A 19743-nucleotide genomic window follows, 5' to 3' on the forward strand; every position below is an offset into this window, starting at 1 on the left:
CTTGGCCTTGATCCACTCCGGCTTCCGCTCCACAGGTACTGCAGAGTTGCGCTGCTCAACGCGCAGCAGCTTCCGGCCTTCTGGTGCCAGTGTCACAGGAGTGCTCCCTCAGGGCTTGAAACGAGTGCTTCTTCGTGCTTGCGAAATTCTTCCACGAACCGGTCCGCGATCTCGCTCGGGGCGATGTTCCTGCCGGTTTCGATGGACATTGTGGTGACGCTGGCGTCGGTGATGCCACAGGCGATGATCTGGGCATAAGGCGCCAGATCATTGTTGCAGTTAATGGCGACGCCGTGCATTGTGACCCCGTCCAGGACCCGGATGCCGATTGCTGCAATCTTCCGGTCCGGGCCCTTGCTGTCCGCCGTGATCCACACGCCGGCGCGTCCCTTGATGCGCTCTGCGTTGATGCCATAGTCAGCCATGACCGCGATCATGACGGCTTCGAGCCGCTCAACGTAGTCTCGGATGCCTGACCGGTTCTTCAGCTTGAGGATCGGATACGCGATCAGCTGGCCGGGGCCATGCCAGGTCAGCTTTCCGCCGCGGTCCACCGCAACGACGGGCGTGCCGTCCAACGGGCGCTCGTGCTCTTCCGTGAGCTTGCCCGCTGTATAGACGGCGGCATGTTCAAGGATGAGGACAGTGCTGGGCGCTACGGCTGTGACGACCTTGCTGTGGATCCCGCGCTGCAGATCCCAGCCGCGCGTGTAGTCAACGAAGTCCGGGGCGAGACCCACCTGTGAAAACTCAAGAGTCATGCCGTCAAGCTTAGACCCCGATCCGCGAGGGGTCCGGTCATAGTGTCGGACCTCTCATGCACTGACTCATGCGCTGGCGGATCCGGTGGATGCCCATGGCCTGTGGATAACTTCTGCAGGCATTCCCGGATTCCGCTAGACATGAGTCATGGAAGATTTCACTGCCCCGGTGGTTCCCGGATTCCTGGTGGGCCGCATGTTGGGCCGCGGCGGAAGTTCAACGGTGTGGCTGGTTACTGAAGAAAGGTCGGGCCGCGAGTTTGCGCTGAAATGGCTCGGTGCAGGGCACAGCGGCGCGACCGGTCCCGGCGAACACAGTGAAGCCGGGGCCGACTCCGAGGAGGCCATCCGCCGTGAAATCCGCATTCTTTCTGTCCTTGACCACCAGCACCTCATCAAAGCCCACGACGCCCTCCGTCTTCGCGAGCCGGCCGGATCAGCAGTGACGGCCGGAGGGAGAATAGGGCTACTGCTGGATTACGCGCCCGGCGGTTCCCTCGGAGAGCTGGTCGGAAGCAGGGCCAAGCTCACCATCGGGGAGACGGTCACCGTGCTCACCCCTATTGCCCAGGTACTGGGCTACCTGCACGGCCAGGGGTTCACCCACGGTGACGTATCGCCCGGGAACGTCCTCTTTACAGGCCATGGCAAGCCAATGCTGTCCGACGTCGGCATCGCCAGGATGGTGGGTGATGTTTCGGCAGTGCCGGACCATGGCACCGCGGGGTTCATGGATCCGGTACCGGTGGACGCCGTGAGGGCGGGGCTGCAGCCGGAACGCGACGTCTACTCGGTGGCGGCGCTGGGGTGGTACTGCCTCACGGGCCAGCCGCCACGCCGTACCGCCGACCGTCCGCCTCTTTCCCTCCTGCTCCCTGACGTTCCAGTCGAGCTGGCCGCGGCCCTGGAGGCTGGCCTTAACGAGGACCGGCGGCTCCGGCCCACGGCTGTTGAGCTGGCGACGGCGGTCTACCGCAGTGCCCCACCGTTGCCGGTGGACCTCGCCTCCTCCGTCCACGCCACGGTTATCCCGCAGCTGCTGACGCGGCGCCCCGTCCCGGAACATCCCGGCGGCGCGCTCCGGAATGGTCTCCGGGCCTGGCGGCGCCGGATCTCGACCTCGCGTTGGTCCGGGCTGGTGGGGGTGCGGCAGGTCCTTCCGTTCCCGGCTGGGGAGGAAGCGGAGCTGCGAGTGGTCCGCGCACCGAAGCCCCGCGCACCAGAGGCCAGCACACCAGCGGCCAGCCGCGTCGCCGCAATGGTCCAGGCTGTCGACGGGGAAAAGCCGGCGCCGCGCGGCAGGCATGCCGTGGAACCTGGCCCGAAGGATCACGAACAAAACCCCGGGGCGAAGCGTCGCACGGTGGTGTCGCAGAAGGTGGTGGGCCCCGGACCAAACCGGCGCGGCGGGCGTGTGGGGATGGCCGGACGCAATCGGGGCACGGTGCTGCTGGCGGTGGGAGCCGGTGCCATCGTGGCGGGAGCCATCTGGGCCGCTGGCGCCTTTGGGCCGGAGGGGCCGTGGGCGGTGCCCGCCGGACCAGGGGCGGTCGCTGCCAGTGCCGGCGACAGGACCGGCGCACGGGCAGAAGCGGAGAGTGCGGGTACCGGCGAGGTGGACACCGGCGAGCTGGACACCATGCTCGCCGCCGCAGGAGTCCCGGCCGACGCCGCCGCTCAGCTGGACTCGGCGGACCCGCTCGAAGCAGTCCGGGGACTGGCCGCCGTGAGGTCACTAGCCTTCAGCTCCGGCCGGCTGGAGCTGTTGGATCTGGTTAATGCCCCGGGATCGGCGGCCTCTGCCGCGGATGCAGGCCTTAAGGCCGAGCTCCAGGAGTCAGGCCACGTCCTGGCCGGATTCACGAGTTCCGTAGCGGATCTGCAGGTCCAGCCCGGCAGTCCATCCGGCCAGGTTGTTGTCAGTGTCACGTCAGCCACGTCGCCCTATGAGGAGAGGGACGCTTCCGGAGCGATCGTGGCGGCCGGCGCACCGGTGGCCGCCCAGAACCTCCGGCTGGTGCTGGTCTCCGTTGACGGCCGCTGGCGGATCACGGACGTCCTGCCCGGGTCCTGACTGGTTGCCTCAGCACGTTGCCTCAGCCCATTGACTCAGACTCAGTGCTTGCCCGCCACCCAGGCAGCGGCCTCGGCCAGTGACGGGTGCTGCCACTGGAAGCCGGCTGCTTCCAGTACCGCCGGTTCCATCCGCTGGCTGGGAAGGATGAGTTCATCGGCCAACTGACCCAGGACCAGGCGCAGGGCCAGCGAAGGTACCCGGAAAAATGCCGGCCGGTGGAGCGCGGATGCCAGGGCGCCGACCAACGCGTTGACGTCAGCGCTTTCGGGGGCGCAGACGTTGACCGGTCCGTGGAGCCCGGAGTCAGCGAGGAACATAAATGCTGCGGCGACGTCCGGAAGAGTGATCCACGGCCAGTACTGCCGGCCGTGGCCGAGTGGACCGCCCACCCCGAGGCGAAGCAGCGGCAGCAGCCGGCCCAGCGCGCCACCTGCGGGGCTGAGGACAACACCGGTGCGTGGTGTGACCACGCGGACGCCGGCCGGCGCCCGATGGGCGGCGGCCTCCCACTCGACGCAGATACGTGACAGAACACCCGAGCCCGGCGACGCGTTCTCCCGGAGCTGGGCGGACCCGGAATCGCCGTAGTACCCGGACGCCGACTGGCTGATAAACGTGCGCGGCGGGTCGTCAAGCGTGGCCATGGCCGCGGTCAGGGTGCCGGTGGCTGCCAACCGCGAAGTCATCAGCTCGTCGACCCGGCGTCTGGTCCAGGGTCTGTCCCCGATCCCGGCACCGGAGAGGTTGACCACTGCGTCCGCGCCGGCCAGCGCCGCCGGATCCAGGCGGCGCGCTGCGGGGTCCCAGCGGATTTCGGCCGCGGACGTGGGCTCGCGTCGGACGAGCGTGGTCACGTCATGACCGGCCTCTCGCAGCGTTGCGGACAAATGGGTCCCGATCAGCCCTGAGGCCCCGGCAATGACGATGTGCATGATCCATCTCACCACGGCCCGCACGCCGTCGGTACCTCCCCGGGACCGTACCGGGAGTTGACTATGATCGAACGATGACTTCTTCGAGCTACTTCCGGTTTCCGCATGTCCACGGCGATCTGGTCACGTTTGTGGCAGAGGACGACGTGTGGATCGCGCCGCTCAGCGGTGGCCGCGCCTGGCGGGTTTCGTCACTGCAGCTGCCCGCCCGCAATCCGCGGTTTACGCCTGACGGCAAACGGCTGGTCTGGACGGTCATCCAGGGAACCGCCCCGGAAGTGGTCTCGGCGGAGGTGGACGGCGGTGGCTACCGGCAACTGACGTATTTCGGCCACGCCACAACCAAGGTCAAAGGCTTCACGGCAGCCGGCGACGCAGTAGTGACCAGCGCGTTCCGCCAAGCTGAAAGCCGGCACACCTACGCTTACAGCGTCCCGGTCGACGGCGGGTCGGCTGAGGAGCTCCCTTTCGGACCGGTCGAATCCGTGGCCTTTGGTCCGGAAGTTGGGGACGAGCGGCCGGTTGTCCTGGCCAGTGTGCTCTCCCGTGAACCGGCCTGGTGGAAGCGGTACCGCGGCGGTACCGCGGGCAAGCTCTGGATTGACGCCGACGGAAACGGGGAGTTCGAGCGCCTGGTTCCCCACCTCGACGGAAACCTCGCAGATCCGATGTGGGTGGACGGGCGCATCGCGTTCCTGTCAGACCACGAGGGTTACGGAAACCTGTACTCGGTGCTGCCCGGCGGAGGCGATCTTCGACGGCACACCGACCACGAGGACTTCTACGTCCGGCACGCGTCCACCGACGGTGGGCGGGTCATCTTCGAATCTGCCGGTGAGCTCTGGATCCTGCACGATCTGTCCTCTGCCGCGGTACGGCTGGACATCTCGCTGGGTTCCGCGTCGCAATCGCGTCGCCCGGGCCTGCTGAAAACTTCCAAACATCTGGGCACGGTGGTGCCGGATGACAGCGGCTCCGCCAGCGCAGTGGAGGCCCATGGCACGCTTCACTGGCTCCGTCACCAGGACGGCCCCTCCCGTATCGTCGAGGCCACCCCGGGTGTCCGGGCACGGCTCCCCAGGCCGCTCGACGGCGGCCGCCTCGCTTACGTCGCCGATCACGACGGCGTGGAGGCGATCTACATCAAGGAGATTGCCGCGCAGGTCCCCGACACCGTGGTCCCTGCCGTCACGGCAGCCCCGGCTGCCGTACCTGCTGCAGCCGCCCGGGACCAATCGGAAGCGCCACTGCCGCGTCCGGTTCCCGCGGCGGCATCGTCCGCACCGGTGACTGCCGACGTCGTTGTTCCGGTGCCTGATGACTCCCGGGCCGATGACTCCCCGGCCGACGCCGCCCACGGCCCGTCGGAAGCCGACGTCAACGCAGGACGGTCCGGCCTGCCGACCCGCATCGCCTTCCCGAAGCCGTCACGCGCCAGCGCCCTGGAAGCGAGCCCCGATGGCCGGTGGCTTGCCGTGGGAACCTCCTTCGGGGATGTCTATGTGGCGGACACAGCCACCGGTGTGCTTTCCCTCGTCACCAGCATCGGCGAGGGCAGCATCGCGGAACTCGCGTGGTCTCCTGACTCCCAGTGGCTTGCCTGGTCCGAACCTGTCACCTCGTTCGGCTCCCGGAGCCGGCTTCGGCTGGCCAATGCCGCGGACCTGGCGGGCGGCGTGGTCGAGGTCACTGACGGCCGTTTCTGCGACGGGTCCCCAAGCTTCACGCCGGACGGTAAGTTCTTGGCCTTCCTGTCCAACCGCAGCTTTGATCCGGTGTACGACGGGCACTCGTTCGACCTGTCCTTCCCCAGCCCCATCAAGCCGTACCTGGTGGCACTGGCTGCCACGACGCCGTCGCCGTTTGGCCCCGCTGTTGACCTGTCCCCTGCCGCAACCACGGACAGCGCGGACACCACGGACGCAGACACCGCGGCAGGTCCCGCGGTCCGCGTGGACCCGGCCAGGCTGGCCCACCGGGTCATCGGCGTTCCGGTGCCCCAGGGCAATTACACGTCACTCACGTCAACGGAGGGTGCACTGCTATGGCTGGACTGGGCCCTGGCAGGCGTCACCGGCGACGGCAAAGCCAGCCAGGAAGACAAGGACGCCCGCCCCAGCCTGGTCCGGTTCGACCTGGCCCGCCGGAAGTCCGCCACGCTGGTGGAAGCCCTGGACAGCTACCGGCTCTCCGGCGATGGCAAGAAAGTAGTGCTGGTCAACGACAAGCAGGTCAGCGTAGTTCCTTCTGCTGCCAAAGCCGATGAGGAATCCGGCCAGCTGGTCAAGGTGGACCTGGGGCGCATCCGCGTGATGATGGACCCCCTCAGCGTCTGGGGCCAGGCGTTCGACGAAGCCTGGCGCCTGCAGCGCGATTTCTTCTGGGCCGAGGATATGGCAGGACAGGACTGGGAGTCGATCCACAAGCGGTACCGTCCGATCGTCGACCGGTTGGGGTCCCACGACGACCTGGTGGACCTGCTCTGGGAGCTCCACGGCGAGCTGGGCACCTCGCACGCCTACGTCCGGCCCGCAGCCGTCACGGAAAACGGCAGCAACGGCCAGGGACGGCTGGGCGCAGACTTTGCCTTCACAGCGGCGGGCTGGGAGATCACCCGGATCCTTGCCGGGGAGTCCTCGGACCCGCTGGCCACCTCGCCGCTGAACCGGCCCGGCGCTGCCGCCATAGCTGGGGACGTAGTACTGGCCATCGACGGTGTGCCGCTGTCCGCCACGGTGAGCCCCGCGATGCAGCTGGTGGGCGCCGCCGGACGGGCTGTGGAGCTGACATTACGCAACGGAGCCGGGCATGGAGTCGAGGCAGGAGAGCAGCGGAGGATCGCCGTGATCCCGGTCAAGGACGAGGAACGCCTGCGCTACCAGGAATGGGTGGCCGCGAACCGCGGGATCGTCCGGGAGGCCTCCGGCGGCCGCTACGGGTACCTGCATATCCCGGACATGATGGCCAACGGCTGGGCGCAGCTGCACCGCGACCTGGACACCGAAACTGCCCTGGACGGACTCATCGTGGATGTCCGCCGGAACCGTGGCGGACACACGTCCCAGCTGGTGGCGGAGCTGATTGGCCGGAAGGTCACCGGCTGGAGCATGCCCCGCGGAGAACGTCCGCGGACCTACCCGCACCACGCGCCGCGGGGTCCGGTGATCATCCTCGCCGATGAATTTGCCGGGTCCGACGGCGACATCATCACCCAGGTTTCCAAACTGCGCGGGATCGGCCCGGTGATCGGCACGCGCACGTGGGGCGGTGTGGTGGGGATCGACAACAGGTTCTCCCTGGCCGACGGCACCGGCGTGACCCAGCCGCGGTACGCCACCTGGTTCGGTGGCGGCGTGGGCTGGTCCGTGGAAAACTACGGCGTGGACCCCGACATCGAAGTGCTCTACCCGCCGCATGCTCATGCCGCCGGCAGGGACCCCCAGCTGGAATACGGGATCGGTGCGCTCAAGGAAATGATCCAGGAGCTGCCCACGGACAAGCCCCCGGTCCGCGATGGCTACCGCCGCCTCAAGCCCGCACCGCTTCCGGCCCGCCGGCACGGCGAATAGGACGGCCAGGCACCAACAGAACAAAGAAGGCCCTGCCCCTCCCGGTGAATCCGGGCGGGGCAGGGCCTGCTCTGTCTCAGGAGCCGTCAGCGTCCAGAGCGAACGCGGCAGCCGCCAGACCGGATCAGGATTCCAGGGACGCGTCCAGGGTGATCTCGATGCTGGCCAGAGCGCCGGAAACCGGGCAGCCGGTCTTGGCCTCGCCGGCGATCCGCTGGAACTCCTCTTCGGAGATGCCGGGAATCTTTGCGGACATGGTCAGGTGGCTCCCGGTGATCCCGGTGCCGGGAACGAAGGTCACGTCGGCTTTGGTGTTGACTTCTTCCGGAGCATGTCCGGCCTGGGCGAGCATATTGCTGAACGCCATCGAGAAGCAGCTCGCGTGCGCTGCGGCGATCAGTTCTTCCGGGCTGGTCTTGCCTTCGGCCGCTTCGGTGCGGGCCTTCCAGGTAACCTCAAATGTGCCGAGGCCGGAGCTGTCCAGCGTGGTCTGACCCGACCCCGTCATCAGGTCGCCGTTCCATACTGTGTGCGCGGTGCGTGTTGCTGCCATGTCCACTCCTCAAAGTCGGTTCGAACCGGGACCGGCCGTTGCCTGGCCCCGCCGGTTCCAATCCTAGGGATTGAGCGGCGGCCGTGCACAGGCTGTCCGCTCTCAGTGGATTGTGACTGTGCAACCCAGCCGCCTGGCGGCTGCGTGGCGGTCACCGCTTGTCCGTTAAACAGCCACGGCGCCGCACCCCACAGCGGGGGAGCGGCGCCGTCGTGAGTGGTTCAGCCGGCGTTCAGTTCCACATCGTGGCGATGGCCACGTTGAGCAGTGCAAGTCCGCCAACTCCGTGGGCCAGGCCTTTGCTGATGTCTTCGCCCTTTTTGTATTTGCGGCGGCCGATGAAAGCCAGCACGCCGACGGCCAGGGCGATGGCGAACTTGATGCCCAGCTTGAAGTAATTCGCGTCCATGTCCAGGGACGGGATCAGGCCCATCAGCACAATGCCGGTGATGAGCTGAAGAGCTGCGCCGTCGAACTGCCGGGGGTGGACCGTGGGGGTTTTCATGTTCCCGATCCAGATTCCGACGATCATGGCGGCGCCGACGATGTGCAGGAAGACCACGAGATTGTACACGATAATCATGCGATCAGTCTACGCAGGGGTTCTACATCATGTAGTAAGGCCGGCCGCAGAGTTTGTGTGTCGGCGGAGACAGCGCTGCGCCTTAAAACGCGACGGCGGTGCACGCCTTCCGGTGGTTTCCCACCGGCGCGTGCACCGCCGTCGCGCGGTTCTGGCCTGGGGCTAGAGTCCCAGGTCGGCCTCGAAGGCGCCTTCTTCAAGGCGGGCCTTCAGGGTCTGGAGGAAGCGGCCCGCATCCGCGCCGTCCACCAGACGGTGGTCGTACGTGAGGGACAGGTACATCATGGAGCGGATGGCGATCGAGTCGTCACCGTTCTCATCGGCCACCACCACGGGGCGCTTGACGATCGCACCGGTGCCCAGGATGCCGACCTGAGGCTGGTTGATGATCGGGGTGTCGAACAGGGCGCCGACCGAACCGATGTTGGTGATGCTGAACGTTCCGCCGGACAGTTCGTCCGGGCCGATCTTGCCGTCGCGGGTGCGCCCGGCAACGTCGGCGATCTTGGCGGCCAGTCCGGCCAGGTTCAGGTTGCCGGCATCGGAGATGACCGGAACCAGGAGGCCCTTGTCTGTGTCCACTGCGATCGCCAGGTGCTCGGCGTTGTGGTAGGTGATCTCCTGCTTGTCCTCGTCGTACGCAGCGTTGAGCTTGGGGTGCTGCTTGAGGGCCTCGGCCACGGCCTTGGCGATGAACGGCAGGAAGGTGAGCTTGACGCCGTTCTGGGCCAGGAAGGAGTTCTTGGCCTTCAGGCGGAGCTTGGCCACCTTGGTCATGTCCACCTCGTGCACCTGCGTGAGCTGCGTGGAGATTTCGAGGGATTCGCGCATACGGCGGGCGATGACCTGGCGGATGCGGGGTGCCTTCTGCGTGGTGCCACGCAGGGAGGAGGCAGCCGGGCCGGCCGGAGCGGCGGACGGCTTTGCCGGTGCTGCTGCAGCGGGAGCGGCCTTGGCTTCTGCCGCGGCGAGGACGTCCTGCTTGCGGATGCGCCCACCGACGCCGGTGCCGGACAGTGATGCGACGTCCACGCCGTGCTGGTTGGCCAGTTTCCGGACCAGGGGAGTCACGTAGCCGGATTCGCCGCCGGCAGCAGGCTCGGCTGCGGGTGCCGGGGCCGTAGCGGGAGCAGGTGCTGCTGCCGCGGCAGGTGCCGCCGGAGCAGGCTCTGCCTTGGGTGCTTCGGGTGCCGGTGCCGCTGCGGGTGCCGGTGCGGCAGGCGCGGCGGCGGGTGCCGGCGCTGCTGCTGGTGCCGGTGCGGAGGCTGCAGGGGCTGCCGCGCCGGAGCCGATGACGGCGAGGACGGCGCCAACTTCGGCGGTTTCGTCTTCGTTGACCCGGATTTCCTGCAGCGTTCCAGCGACGGGGGACGGGATTTCGGTGTCAACCTTGTCCGTGGATACCTCGAGCAGCGGTTCGTCCACTGCAACGGTGTCGCCCACGGCCTTCAGCCAGCGTGTGACGGTTCCTTCGGTGACGCTTTCGCCCAGTGCCGGGAGGGTGACATCGTGGCTTTCGCCGTCCGAAGCGGCGGGTGCTGCCGCTGCGGGAGCTTCTGCAGCCGGTGCTTCTGCGGCCGGGGCTTCCTCGGCCGGGGCCTCTGCAGCCGGTGCGGCGGGGGCTTCCTCGGCCGGGGCCTCTGCAGCCGGTGCTGCTGCTTCGGGGGCTGCGCCGCCGCCGGAGCCGTCGCCGATGCGGACCAGGGGAGCGCCTACTTCAGCGGTCTCGTCTTCGGCTACGAGGATTTCCTCGATGATGCCGGCAATCGGAGAGGGGATTTCGGTGTCTACTTTGTCGGTGGAAACCTCGAGCAGCGGTTCGTCCACCTCTACCCGGTCACCTACCTGCTTGAGCCAGCGGGTGACGGTTCCTTCGGTGACGCTCTCACCGAGGGCGGGCAAGTTAACGGATTCAGACATGTCGTCCCCGTTCTCCTTATTGATCTTTTGTGCGGATGATGGCTGGCTTGTTCGAGCTTAGTGCACCCGGCGGGTCACGCCGGGTGCACAAAGCCCTGTTGTCTTGCTGTGCTGCTGGCTGTAATTAGCCGTGAAGCGGGCGACCGGCCAGGGCCATTGCGGCCTCGCCGAGTGCCTCGTTCTGCGTCGGGTGCGCGTGGATGAGTCCGGCAACATCTTCCGGGTAGGCTTCCCAGTTGACGATCAGCTGGGCTTCGCCGATCTGCTCGCCGACGCGGGTGCCGATCATGTGGACGCCAACAACAGGGCCGTCTTTTTCGCGGACGAACTTGATGATGCCGCCGGTGCCCAGAATGGCGCTCTTGCCGTTTCCGGCCAGGTTGTATTCCGTGCTTTCAACCCTGTCATCGCCGAACTTCTCCTTGGCGGCCTTCTCGGAGTAACCCACCGAGGCAATCTCGGGATCGCAGTAGGTGACCTTGGGGACGTTGATGTCGTCGACAACCACGGGCTTCAAGCCGGCGATTTCTTCGGCGACGAAGATGCCCTGCTGGAAACCGCGGTGTGCCAGCTGCACGCCGGGAACGATGTCGCCGACGGCGTAGACGTTGCCGACGCCGGTGTGGAGGCGTTCGTTGGTGATCACGAAGCCGCGATCAACCGTGACTCCCGCTTCTTCGAACCCCAGGCCCGCCGTGGACGGTCCGCGTCCGACAGCAACGAGCAGAAGGTCTGCTTCGAAGGTCTTGCCGTCCACCAGGGTGACCTTGACGCCGTCGTTGTCCTGCTCGACGCCCTGGAAGAAGGTGCCGGTGTTGAACTTGATGCCGCGCTTCTTGAAGCTGCGCTCCAGGACCTTGATGATGGATGCGTCCTCGTTGGGCACCAGGGACGGCAGGCCCTCAATGATGGTGACGTCCACGCCGAAGGACTTCCATACTGAAGCGAATTCGACGCCGATGACGCCGCCGCCCAGGACGATGACGCTCTTAGGCACGTAGTCCATCTTCAGGGCTTCGTCAGAGGTGATCACGCGGCCGCCGATTTCCAGGCCTGGAAGGGAGCGGGAGTAGGAGCCGGTGGCGAGGACGATGTTCTTGCCCTTGTAGGCCGTGCCGTTCACGGTGATGGTGTCCGGGGCGGTGAGCTTGCCTTCGCCCTCAATGACGGTGATGCCCTTGCCCTTGATCAGACCCTGCAGGCCCTTGAACTTACCGGCAACGATGCCGTCTTTGTAGGCGTTCACGGCGGTCATGTCGATGGACTGGAGCTCCACGTTCACGCCGTACTTGGCGCCGTCGCGGGCGTGGTCGGCAACTTCTGCGGAGTGCAGCAGGGCCTTGGTGGGGATACAGCCGTTGTGCAGGCAGGTGCCGCCCAGTTTGGCCTTCTCAACCAGACCAACGGTCAAGCCAAGCTGTACGGCACGCAGGGCCGTGGCGTATCCGCCGCTGCCGCCACCTAGTACCAGGATGTCGAATTCTTGCGCAGTTGCCTGATCGGCCACTTAGACGCTCCCTCGCGTGAACGATGACGCGATCGTGCGCATCATCTGGTCTTGGAACTTGTACTGCCGTGATTATGCCAGCAGGCAGGTTCTCGTGCATTTGTGACTACCGGGGTTCACCTTAGCGAACCCCTCATCCATGCTCCACCTTGGCGCCGCCTTTGTGGGGCGCTTGTGTCGAGTGTCACGCGGCCATGTGGCCAAGGGATCACGGCCGGTTCTGCGGTCGCAGGTCAAACGGCCGCGTGACAACTCAACAGCACAGGTCAGGGTTCCCCGGGGGTCAGACGGCAGCCGCCAGCATGTCCTCCACGTAGGCAACCAGTGTGCGGACCGTGCAGCCCGTGCCCTGCTTGTGGGTGTAGCCGTAAGGGCTTCCGTTGTTGAAGGAGGGGCCGGCGATGTCGATGTGCGCCCAGGGGATCTGCTCCCCGTCTTTGCCCTTGCCCACAAACTCGCGCAGGAAAACGGCCGCGGTCATCATGCCGCCGTGGCGCTCACCGATATTGGCGAGGTCGGCCACCTGGGAGTCGATGCTCGGGCGCAGTTCCTCCGGCAGCGGCATGGGCCACACCAGTTCGCCCGCACGGTCGGCGGCGGCCTTGAGTGGCCCGGTGACACTGTCAGAGCCCATCACGCCGGCGGTCCTGTTGCCGAGGGCGATGAGCTGCGCACCGGTGAGGGTGGCGACGTCGATGATGGCGTCAGGGTATTCGAGGCTCGCCGCGACGATGCCGTCAGCCATGACCAGGCGGCCCTCGGCATCGGTGTTCAGCACCTCAACGGTCTTGCCGCCGAACATGGTAAGGACATCCGCCGGCCGTGAGGCCGCACCGGAGGGCATGTTTTCTGCGATGCAGAGCCAGGCGGTCGCCTTCACCGGTAGGCCAAGTCCCGCAATGGCCAGCACAGTATTAAGGACGACGGCGGCGCCCGCCATATCGCTCTTCATGTCACCCATGCCAAGGGCCGGCTTGATCGAAATTCCGCCGGTGTCGAACGTGATGCCCTTGCCCACCAGGGCGATTTTTGCGGTGGCCTTTGCGGGGGCGTATTCGACCTTCACCAGGCGGGGCTGGCGCGTGGACCCCTTGCCCACGCCCATGATGCCGCCGAAGCCTTCCTTTTCGAGGCGCTTTTCGTCCCAGACCGTCACCTTAACAGGCAGGCCCTTGGACAGTTCCTTGGCGGCCTCGGCGAAGGATTCGGGGTAGAGGTGGCTGGGCGGCTGGTTGACCAGGGACCGCGTGGCGTTGACGGCTTTGCAGATCAGGCCTGCCCGCGTCAGGGCAGAGCGCAGCGCATCATTGGCGGTAACGTCCGTGTAGATCACTGCGTTGCGGACCGGATCCTTCAGCCCGTCGTTGGACGACCGGTACTCGGTGAAGGAATAGGCTCCCAGGGCGGCACCCTCGGCGACCGCGGCGACGTCGGCGACTCCCGCCGTCGGGAGCGCGAGGACAACAGTGGGCAGGCCACCGAGTTGGCGGACGGCGGAACCTGCGGCACGCCGCAGGGCCTCTTCGGTCAGCGGACGGCCAGCGGCCACCTTGCCGACGCCGGCGAGAACCAGGACCCCGGCACCCGTTTCCGGCAGGCCGGGCAGCCGAACGATCTGGTCAGCGGCGCCGGTGACGCCCAGGACCTTCAGAGAATCGGTCAGCGCTTCAGCAGATTTTGCGGTCAGCGGGTTCTCAAGCAGGACAGGTCCGTCCGATCCCTGTCCTACGCCGATGACAACGGCGTCACTGGGGGTCCTCTTCAGGTCCTTAGCGAGGGTACTAAGGTTGATTTCAGTATTCTTGACCACGGGGTAAGTCCTCAATTCTCGAAAAGGCTGTTCGCGCTGGTATGGATGTCAGGCGCCCGGCCATGGAAATCCGGCGGCCGTCCGATCGGGACGTCGCCGGGGTGCCGGTTAACCCGTCCGGCGGGCCATTCACGATCGTAGCCGCTGCGGGCCGCGGCAGCGGAATCTCCTGAGACCTGCGCCACACCCGCTGGCGGAATTCAGGGGTGCCTGGCCGCGTTGTACAAGATATTCACCCGACTCCTTGAAAGGACGACGCCGTGCTTGAACGGATTTCCGGTTCCCTGCTGGACCCCGATGCGCTCTATGCGAGCAACATCGAGCTGTTCCACAGCCCGGCGCTCCGCGGGCTGAACCTGTTGATGGGTTTCACCGGCTTCGCCGATGCCGGCCACGTGGTGAAGCAGATCAATGCGGAGCTCCTGGACACCCTCGACGCCGAGACGATGGCGGTGTTCGACGCCGACCAGCTCATCGACTACCGGTCGCGGCGGCCCCACATCTCCTTTGTGGAAGATCACTTGCAGGACTATCAGCAGCCGAAGCTGGCGCTGTACAAGCTGACGGACGGGCTCGGCAGCCCCTTCCTGCTGCTGGCCGGTTTTGAACCCGACCTTCAATGGGAGCGGTTCGCGCGCGCCGTCGTCGGCATCGTGGAAAAGCTGGACGTGAACCTCGTGACCTGGATCCACTCCATTCCCATGCCGGTGCCGCACACTCGCCCAGTGGGTGTGACCGTCCACGGCAACCGTCCGGAACTGATCGAGGGCATCTCGGTCTGGAAGCCCACCGTTGACGTTCCGGCGGCCGTGGGCCACATTCTGGAGCTGCGGCTGATGGAAGCCGAGCGCAATGTTGCCGGCTACGTGATCCACGTTCCGCACTACCTTGCTGAGGCGGAATACCCGCCAGCCGCCGTAGCCGGACTCGAATTCCTCGGTGCCGCGACGTCCCTGATGTTGCCGGCGGACCGGCTGCGCGAAGCGGGCCGGGAAGTGCGCCGCCAGATCGCCGAGCAGGTGGCCGCCTCCGAAGATGTCCAGCAGGTGGTCACCCGGCTGGAGGAGAGGTACGACGAAAAGGCCGAAGGCACCGTCCGGCGCTCCCTCCTGGCCGATGAAAATGACGAACTGCCCAACGGGGACGAGCTGGGCGCGGCAGTGGAGGCCTACCTGGCCCGCGAGAACCCGCACCCGTAGCCCGCCCCACGGCGTCCGCCTGGCAGACGCCTGCCCTGGTCCGGGCAGCAGCCCCGGCATAATGAGGGGGTGACTGCACCCCGAGCCTGGCTGATCTGGACCATCGGCATCTTCGCCTACCTTGTGGCCGTCTCCCAGCGCACGTCATTCGGTGTGGTGGGACTTGAGGCCACCGAGCGGTTCCATGCCGGCGCGTCCGCCATCTCCTTCTTTACGGTGCTGCAATTGCTGGTCTACGCCGGCCTGCAGATCCCCGTGGGCCTGCTCGTGGACAGATTCGGCTCGCGCGCCATGATCGCCGGTGGAGCCGTCCTGATGGGTCTTGGCCAGCTCCAGTTGGCCTTCGCCGACACCATCCCCGGCGGTGTGGCGGGGCGGATTCTGGTGGGCGCCGGGGACGCCATGACCTTTATTTCCGTGATCCGCCTGATTCCGTTGTGGTTCGCGCCGGCCAGGGTTCCCCTGGTCACCCAGCTGACGGGCATGTCAGGCCAGCTCGGGCAGCTTTTCAGTGTGCTTCCCTTCGCCTTTGTCCTGCATTCCTTCGGCTGGACCTCCGGTTTCCTGATGCTGGCGGGCATGGCGGGCGTGGCGGTTGTCCTGGTGCTGGTGCTCTTGAAGGACCACCCGCCCGGTGCGCCCGCGCCGCAGGCGCAGCAGGGGTTGAAGGCCACAGGCGCCTCGCTCGCGCGGGCATGGCGCCAGCCGGGCACCCGGCTGGGGATGTGGAGCCACTTCACCATCCAGTTCAGCGGCACCGTCTTCGCCATGACCTGGGGATATCCGTTCCTGATCTCGGGGCAGGGCCTGGATGCCGGAACCGTTGCCGGCCTGATGACCTTGTACGTTGCGGCGGCGATGGCGGTGGGCCCCTTCATTGGGCAGTTCGTCTCCCGCCACCCGCTTCGCCGGTCAACGATGGTCCTGCTCATCGCCGGCGCCACGGCCGCTGCCTGGGCCGCGGTGCTGCTGATGCCTGGCCGTTCACCGCTGTGGCTGCTGGCGTGCCTGGTGGTCGTCCTGGCCATCGGGGGGCCGGGATCGATGATCGGGTTTGATTTCGCACGGACGTTCAATCCGGCGCACAGGATCGGAACCGCAACGGGCATCGTGAACGTGGGCGGCTTTATCGCGGCCCTCGTGGCCATCTTCCTGATCGGCCTGGTGCTGGACGTCCTGCTGGCCAGCGGCTATTCCGACGGCGTCCTGTACGGGCTGGAACCGTTCCGGATCGCACTCAGCGTACAGTTCCTGCTGCTGGGCTTTGGCGCCGCCATGACGATTGTCTGTCGGCGCAAAGTACGGCGCCAGATGGCAGCGCAAGGTGTTGTGGTGGCACCATTGCTTCGGGCCATGGCGCAGCAGCGGCGGGCGAACCTGGCCCAGCGTCGCCAGCCGTCCGAGTCCAAGGACCGCGCGGGTAAAGACTGACACCTTTCCTGCACAGGCAGGTTATTCACATACGGTAAGTTGGCGCTTCACCGCGGCTCGCGCTGCGCCAAAGCTGGAACCATGAAACCTTCAGAACACCTGACCGTCCGAGGCCCTGAAGACATCCTCGGGTTCATTCCGCATTCCCTGGGCTACTGGCCGGCCGACAGCCTGGTTGCGATGACCCTGCAGGGGAACCGGCTGGGAGCAACCCTGAGGCTGGATCTTCCGGGCCCGGAAACCCTCGCGGACCCGCGGGAGTACGCGCGCACGGTGCGCGATTATCTCCTGGCTGACAAGAATGCCGACGCCGCCTTGCTGGCATGCTTCACCAACGACGGCTGGATGGAACCACCTGGAACCTACCGCGGGCTATTGGATGCACTCCAGATGGTCCTAGGGGCCGCGGGGATGCCGGTGCGGGACGCCTGGTATGTCGGCGACTCCTTCTGGCGTGATGCTTTTTGCGCCGATCCGTCCTGCTGCCCCTCGCCGGGCCGGTCTGTTCAGGCGATCCGGGACAGCATGCTTAATGCCGAGATGGTCTTCCGCGGCAGCAGCGTCGGGCCCGCGCCGGAGGACGGGGCGCATCCTCCACCCCTGCTTTCCGGCGAGGACCGGGCAGCCGTCCTTGCCTCTGAGGCCACGTGGGCGGCACAGCTGGACCGGCGACGGGGGAGCAGGGAACAGTTCGGCCAGCTGATGGTCCAGTGGGAGGCCCTGCTTGCCAACGAGCCTGGTCAGCCTCTGCCCGTCAATGACGTTGCCTTCCTTCGCGCGTCGCTCCGGGTCCCCGCCTGGCGTGACGCCGTCCTGGTGATGGCCGCCGCCGGTCAGGCGGCTGCCCTGGCGGGTGCCGAGATGTTCGGCATCTTCGATGTCGGCTGCATCCTGGCTCCGGTGGGGCCCGTACTCCCGGGGCCCTTACCATCCGGACTTCCAGCGTCGGGATCCGGACTGACAGGACGGGAGCCTGGCGGAACGGGTGCTACCGGACCCGGTACTCGCAGCATGCAGGGCATTCCAGGATATGGCGAAGTCTTGTTGGGACTGGACCCGGTGGTTCCTGCCTGGCACACCCTTAACAGCCTGGACGAAGTGCTGGAACAGCTGTCGGCGTGCGGCGGGCAGGCCGGTGCAGCCGCGCTGACCGGGCGTGGGTGGATCGCGTGGTGCAGGGGGAGGGGCTCCTACGCTGCTGCGTACCTCGGCCGCGCCCTTGACGAGGAGCCGGGCTACCGGCTCGCCGAACTCATGCTTGAGCTGGTCCGGCGCGGCACCCTCTGCGGCTGGGCTGCACGGAAGGAGGCCGCCTGGCGGAAATTCGAACCGGATGCAGCCTGACCGGATTCCGCCTGACCGGTTTGGATGGGGGCAGCGTTGAGGTCGGGTTTGGGAAAACCGTGAGACAATGGTTGCCGAGACCCGGTTGGGTCCGTGAATCAAGTGCATGTGATGAAGCCCAGTTGGGAACATTACAGCCGCCCCGGCAGTTCTACTTGTAGACTCTGCCGGCCGTGGTTGCACCTGATATTCATCACGGACTTGACAGGGTCATAGTGGTGTTGCCCGTATGGTGATTCCACAGACCGCCGCTAGAAAGGTTTTCTGTGACCCCGTCTTCCGCGAAGAAGGAACCCGCCGCCCAGGACGATTTGTCCCCTGAGGCGAAGCAGGCTGCAACGAACGCCAAGCGAGCAGCGACGCGGGCAGCCAACAAAGCCATCAAGGATGCCTCCGGTGACACCGGTTTGGACGGCAAGCCTGAGCCCAAGAAGCGCGGGCCCAAACCCGGCGCCAAAGCCGCTGCCGAAGCAGCCGGAAAATCAGCCCGCGGCGCATCGGACGATGATGAGGACGTTGAGGAAGACCTCGACGACATCAACATCGCCGATGACAGCGAGATCAACGCCGCCAAGGCCGCATCAGCAGCCACGGGCAAGGGTTTTGTCTACTCGGATGCCGATGACGACGATGCCCCTGTCCAGCAGGTGATGTCGGCTGGCGCCACGGCTGACCCCGTCAAGGACTACCTCAAGCAGATCGGTAAGGTTGCGCTGCTCAATGCCGAGCAGGAAGTTGACCTCGCGCTCCGGATCGAAGCCGGACTCTTCGCCGAAGAGAAAATCAACGCCGACGACGGCTCGATGGACCCCAAGTTCAAGCGTGAACTTGAGTTCGTCATCCACGACGGCAAGCGCGCCAAGAACCACCTGCTCGAAGCCAACCTCCGCCTCGTGGTCTCGCTGGCCAAGCGCTACACCGGCCGCGGCATGCTGTTCCTGGACCTCATCCAGGAAGGCAACCTGGGCCTGATCCGCGCTGTCGAGAAGTTCGACTACACCAAGGGCTTCAAGTTCTCCACGTACGCCACGTGGTGGATCCGCCAGGCCATTACCCGCGCCATGGCAGACCAGGCCCGCACCATCCGCATCCCGGTGCACATGGTTGAAGTCATCAACAAGCTGGCCCGCGTGCAGCGCCAGATGCTTCAGGACCTGGGCCGCGAACCCACGCCCGAAGAACTGGCCCTCGAACTGGACATGACTCCGGAGAAGGTCGTCGAGGTCCAGAAGTACGGCCGCGAACCGATCTCCCTGCACACCCCGCTGGGTGAAGACGGTGACTCCGAGTTCGGTGACCTCATCGAGGATTCCGAGGCCGTGGTTCCCGCCGACGCGGTGAGCTTCACGCTCCTGCAGGAACAGCTGCACTCCGTCCTGGACACCCTGTCCGAGCGCGAAGCCGGCGTGGTGGCCATGCGTTTCGGCCTCACCGACGGCCAGCCGAAGACTTTAGACGAAATTGGCAAGGTCTACGGTGTTACGCGTGAGCGCATCCGCCAGATCGAATCCAAGACCATGTCCAAGCTCCGCCACCCGTCACGGTCGCAGGTGCTGCGGGACTACCTGGACTAGATCAGGACTCAGGCAGCGCGGGTCCCCTTCGGCCCATCATCTTCGGATCGATGGGCCGAAGGGGACCCGCGTTTTCCTGTCTGCGGCTTCATGGCAAGTTCACGACAAAAGAGGACCCCTCCGGCTGGAGGGGTCCTCTTCGAGGTGTATCAGGTTGTGGTGCGCCTGGTCAGTCGACGGACACGGGAGCCTTCTCGTGAAGCCTGCCCGTCTCGTCGTGCCAGTCGGAGCTCAACGGCCTCAGCGTAGCCTCGATTGCACGGGCATGGTGGCCGCAGAACAGCAGCTCACCACCGGAGGACTCGAGTACAACGCGGACATATGCCTGAGCCCCGCAACGATCGCACCGGTCCAGTGCGTTGAGTGTGCGGTCTGCCACTGCTGTTGTCATGTCGGCCTCCTTAGTAGATCTGTATGTCTATATAACCAGTATTCGTACCAGTCCCATCGCAAGGACGGGTCAAGTTCGCTGTCCGCGTAGCC

14 protein-coding genes are annotated in these 19743 nt (G+C 66.1%); 6 read left to right on the forward strand and 8 right to left on the reverse strand.

The genetic code is table 11. The annotated features are described in order from the left end of the window. Positions 1-92 precede the first annotated feature (92 nt). Complete coding sequence (gene lipB, locus ACVWY0_RS10920; protein WP_485836713.1) at positions 93-761, reverse strand: lipoyl(octanoyl) transferase LipB; 669 nt, start codon at positions 759-761, stop codon at positions 93-95. A gap of 148 nt (positions 762-909) precedes the next feature. On the opposite strand from lipB, the gene ACVWY0_RS10925 reads away from it, so the two are divergent. Further along, complete coding sequence (locus tag ACVWY0_RS10925) at positions 910-2835, forward strand: serine/threonine protein kinase (RefSeq protein ID WP_485836714.1); 1926 nt, start codon at positions 910-912, stop codon at positions 2833-2835. A gap of 41 nt (positions 2836-2876) precedes the next feature. Here the strand turns inward: ACVWY0_RS10925 and ACVWY0_RS10930 are convergent, their stop codons facing one another. Next, positions 2877-3770 carry a TIGR01777 family oxidoreductase gene (locus ACVWY0_RS10930; RefSeq protein ID WP_485836715.1) on the reverse strand — a complete coding sequence of 298 codons (894 nt, stop codon included), beginning with the start codon at positions 3768-3770 and terminating at the stop codon, positions 2877-2879. Positions 3771-3844: 74 nt separating this feature from the next. Here ACVWY0_RS10930 and ACVWY0_RS10935 point away from each other — a divergent pair, with 74 nt between their 5' ends. After that, positions 3845-7339, forward strand: a complete 3495-nt coding sequence (locus ACVWY0_RS10935) for a S41 family peptidase (protein WP_485836716.1) — start codon at positions 3845-3847, stop codon at positions 7337-7339. A gap of 124 nt (positions 7340-7463) precedes the next feature. On the opposite strand, the gene ACVWY0_RS10940 is transcribed toward ACVWY0_RS10935, so the two are convergent. The 5 genes from ACVWY0_RS10940 to ACVWY0_RS10960 form a co-directional block, all read right to left on the reverse strand. Next, entirely contained in the window at positions 7464-7892 is a 429-nt protein-coding gene (locus tag ACVWY0_RS10940; protein WP_111906955.1) for an OsmC family protein, read from the reverse strand. Between the two features lie 232 nt (positions 7893-8124). Further along, complete coding sequence (locus tag ACVWY0_RS10945; protein WP_252614038.1) at positions 8125-8475, reverse strand: hypothetical protein; 351 nt, start codon at positions 8473-8475, stop codon at positions 8125-8127. 162 nt (positions 8476-8637) lie between these two features. Next, complete coding sequence (gene sucB / locus ACVWY0_RS10950) at positions 8638-10395, reverse strand: 2-oxoglutarate dehydrogenase, E2 component, dihydrolipoamide succinyltransferase (protein WP_485836717.1); 1758 nt, start codon at positions 10393-10395, stop codon at positions 8638-8640. 124 nt (positions 10396-10519) lie between these two features. Beyond that, positions 10520-11902, reverse strand: a complete 1383-nt coding sequence (gene lpdA, locus ACVWY0_RS10955) for a dihydrolipoyl dehydrogenase (RefSeq protein ID WP_485836718.1) — start codon at positions 11900-11902, stop codon at positions 10520-10522. 283 nt (positions 11903-12185) lie between these two features. Then, positions 12186-13712: a leucyl aminopeptidase gene (locus tag ACVWY0_RS10960; protein ID WP_485836719.1), complete on the reverse strand. Its 1527-nt coding sequence runs from the start codon at positions 13710-13712 to the stop codon at positions 12186-12188. A 260-nt stretch (positions 13713-13972) separates the two neighbouring features. Between ACVWY0_RS10960 and ACVWY0_RS10965 the strand changes: the two genes are divergently transcribed. From ACVWY0_RS10965 to ACVWY0_RS10980, 4 genes are all read left to right on the forward strand, one after another. Beyond that, positions 13973-14911, forward strand: coding sequence for a proteasome assembly chaperone family protein (locus tag ACVWY0_RS10965; RefSeq protein ID WP_485836720.1), 939 nt, complete (start codon positions 13973-13975; stop codon positions 14909-14911). Between the two features lie 69 nt (positions 14912-14980). Next, on the forward strand, positions 14981-16342 hold the full coding sequence (locus tag ACVWY0_RS10970; RefSeq protein ID WP_485836721.1) for an MFS transporter: 1362 nt from the start codon (positions 14981-14983) through the stop codon (positions 16340-16342). Between the two features lie 81 nt (positions 16343-16423). Continuing rightward, on the forward strand, positions 16424-17686 hold the full coding sequence (locus ACVWY0_RS10975; RefSeq protein ID WP_485836722.1) for a DUF4192 domain-containing protein: 1263 nt from the start codon (positions 16424-16426) through the stop codon (positions 17684-17686). A gap of 266 nt (positions 17687-17952) precedes the next feature. Continuing rightward, positions 17953-19260 (forward strand): RNA polymerase sigma factor, encoded by a 1308-nt coding sequence (locus tag ACVWY0_RS10980; protein ID WP_058929344.1) that lies wholly within the window; start codon positions 17953-17955, stop codon positions 19258-19260. 169 nt (positions 19261-19429) lie between these two features. Here the strand turns inward: ACVWY0_RS10980 and ACVWY0_RS10985 are convergent, their stop codons facing one another. Next, the gene (locus ACVWY0_RS10985; protein WP_056345317.1) at positions 19430-19651 is read right to left on the reverse strand and encodes a DUF7455 domain-containing protein; all 222 of its coding nucleotides are present in this window, start codon (positions 19649-19651) and stop codon (positions 19430-19432) included. Positions 19652-19743: the final 92 nt, after the last annotated feature.

It is taken from the genome of Arthrobacter sp. UYNi723 (genome assembly GCF_054057635.1).

What these genes read in the sequence shown, in the direction of transcription:
- sucB (WP_485836717.1), bottom strand. Translation starts at nt 10,395, where the DNA reads ATGTCTGAATCCGTTAACTTGCCCGCCCTCGGTGAGAGCGTCACCGAA.
- lipB (WP_485836713.1), bottom strand. Translation starts at nt 761, where the DNA reads ATGACTCTTGAGTTTTCACAGGTGGGTCTCGCCCCGGACTTCGTTGAC.
- ACVWY0_RS10925 (WP_485836714.1), top strand. Translation starts at nt 910, where the DNA reads ATGGAAGATTTCACTGCCCCGGTGGTTCCCGGATTCCTGGTGGGCCGC.
- ACVWY0_RS10945 (WP_252614038.1), bottom strand. Translation starts at nt 8,475, where the DNA reads ATGATTATCGTGTACAATCTCGTGGTCTTCCTGCACATCGTCGGCGCC.
- ACVWY0_RS10930 (WP_485836715.1), bottom strand. Translation starts at nt 3,770, where the DNA reads ATGCACATCGTCATTGCCGGGGCCTCAGGGCTGATCGGGACCCATTTG.
- ACVWY0_RS10985 (WP_056345317.1), bottom strand. Translation starts at nt 19,651, where the DNA reads ATGACAACAGCAGTGGCAGACCGCACACTCAACGCACTGGACCGGTGC.
- ACVWY0_RS10935 (WP_485836716.1), top strand. Translation starts at nt 3,845, where the DNA reads ATGACTTCTTCGAGCTACTTCCGGTTTCCGCATGTCCACGGCGATCTG.
- ACVWY0_RS10975 (WP_485836722.1), top strand. Translation starts at nt 16,424, where the DNA reads ATGAAACCTTCAGAACACCTGACCGTCCGAGGCCCTGAAGACATCCTC.
- ACVWY0_RS10940 (WP_111906955.1), bottom strand. Translation starts at nt 7,892, where the DNA reads ATGGCAGCAACACGCACCGCGCACACAGTATGGAACGGCGACCTGATG.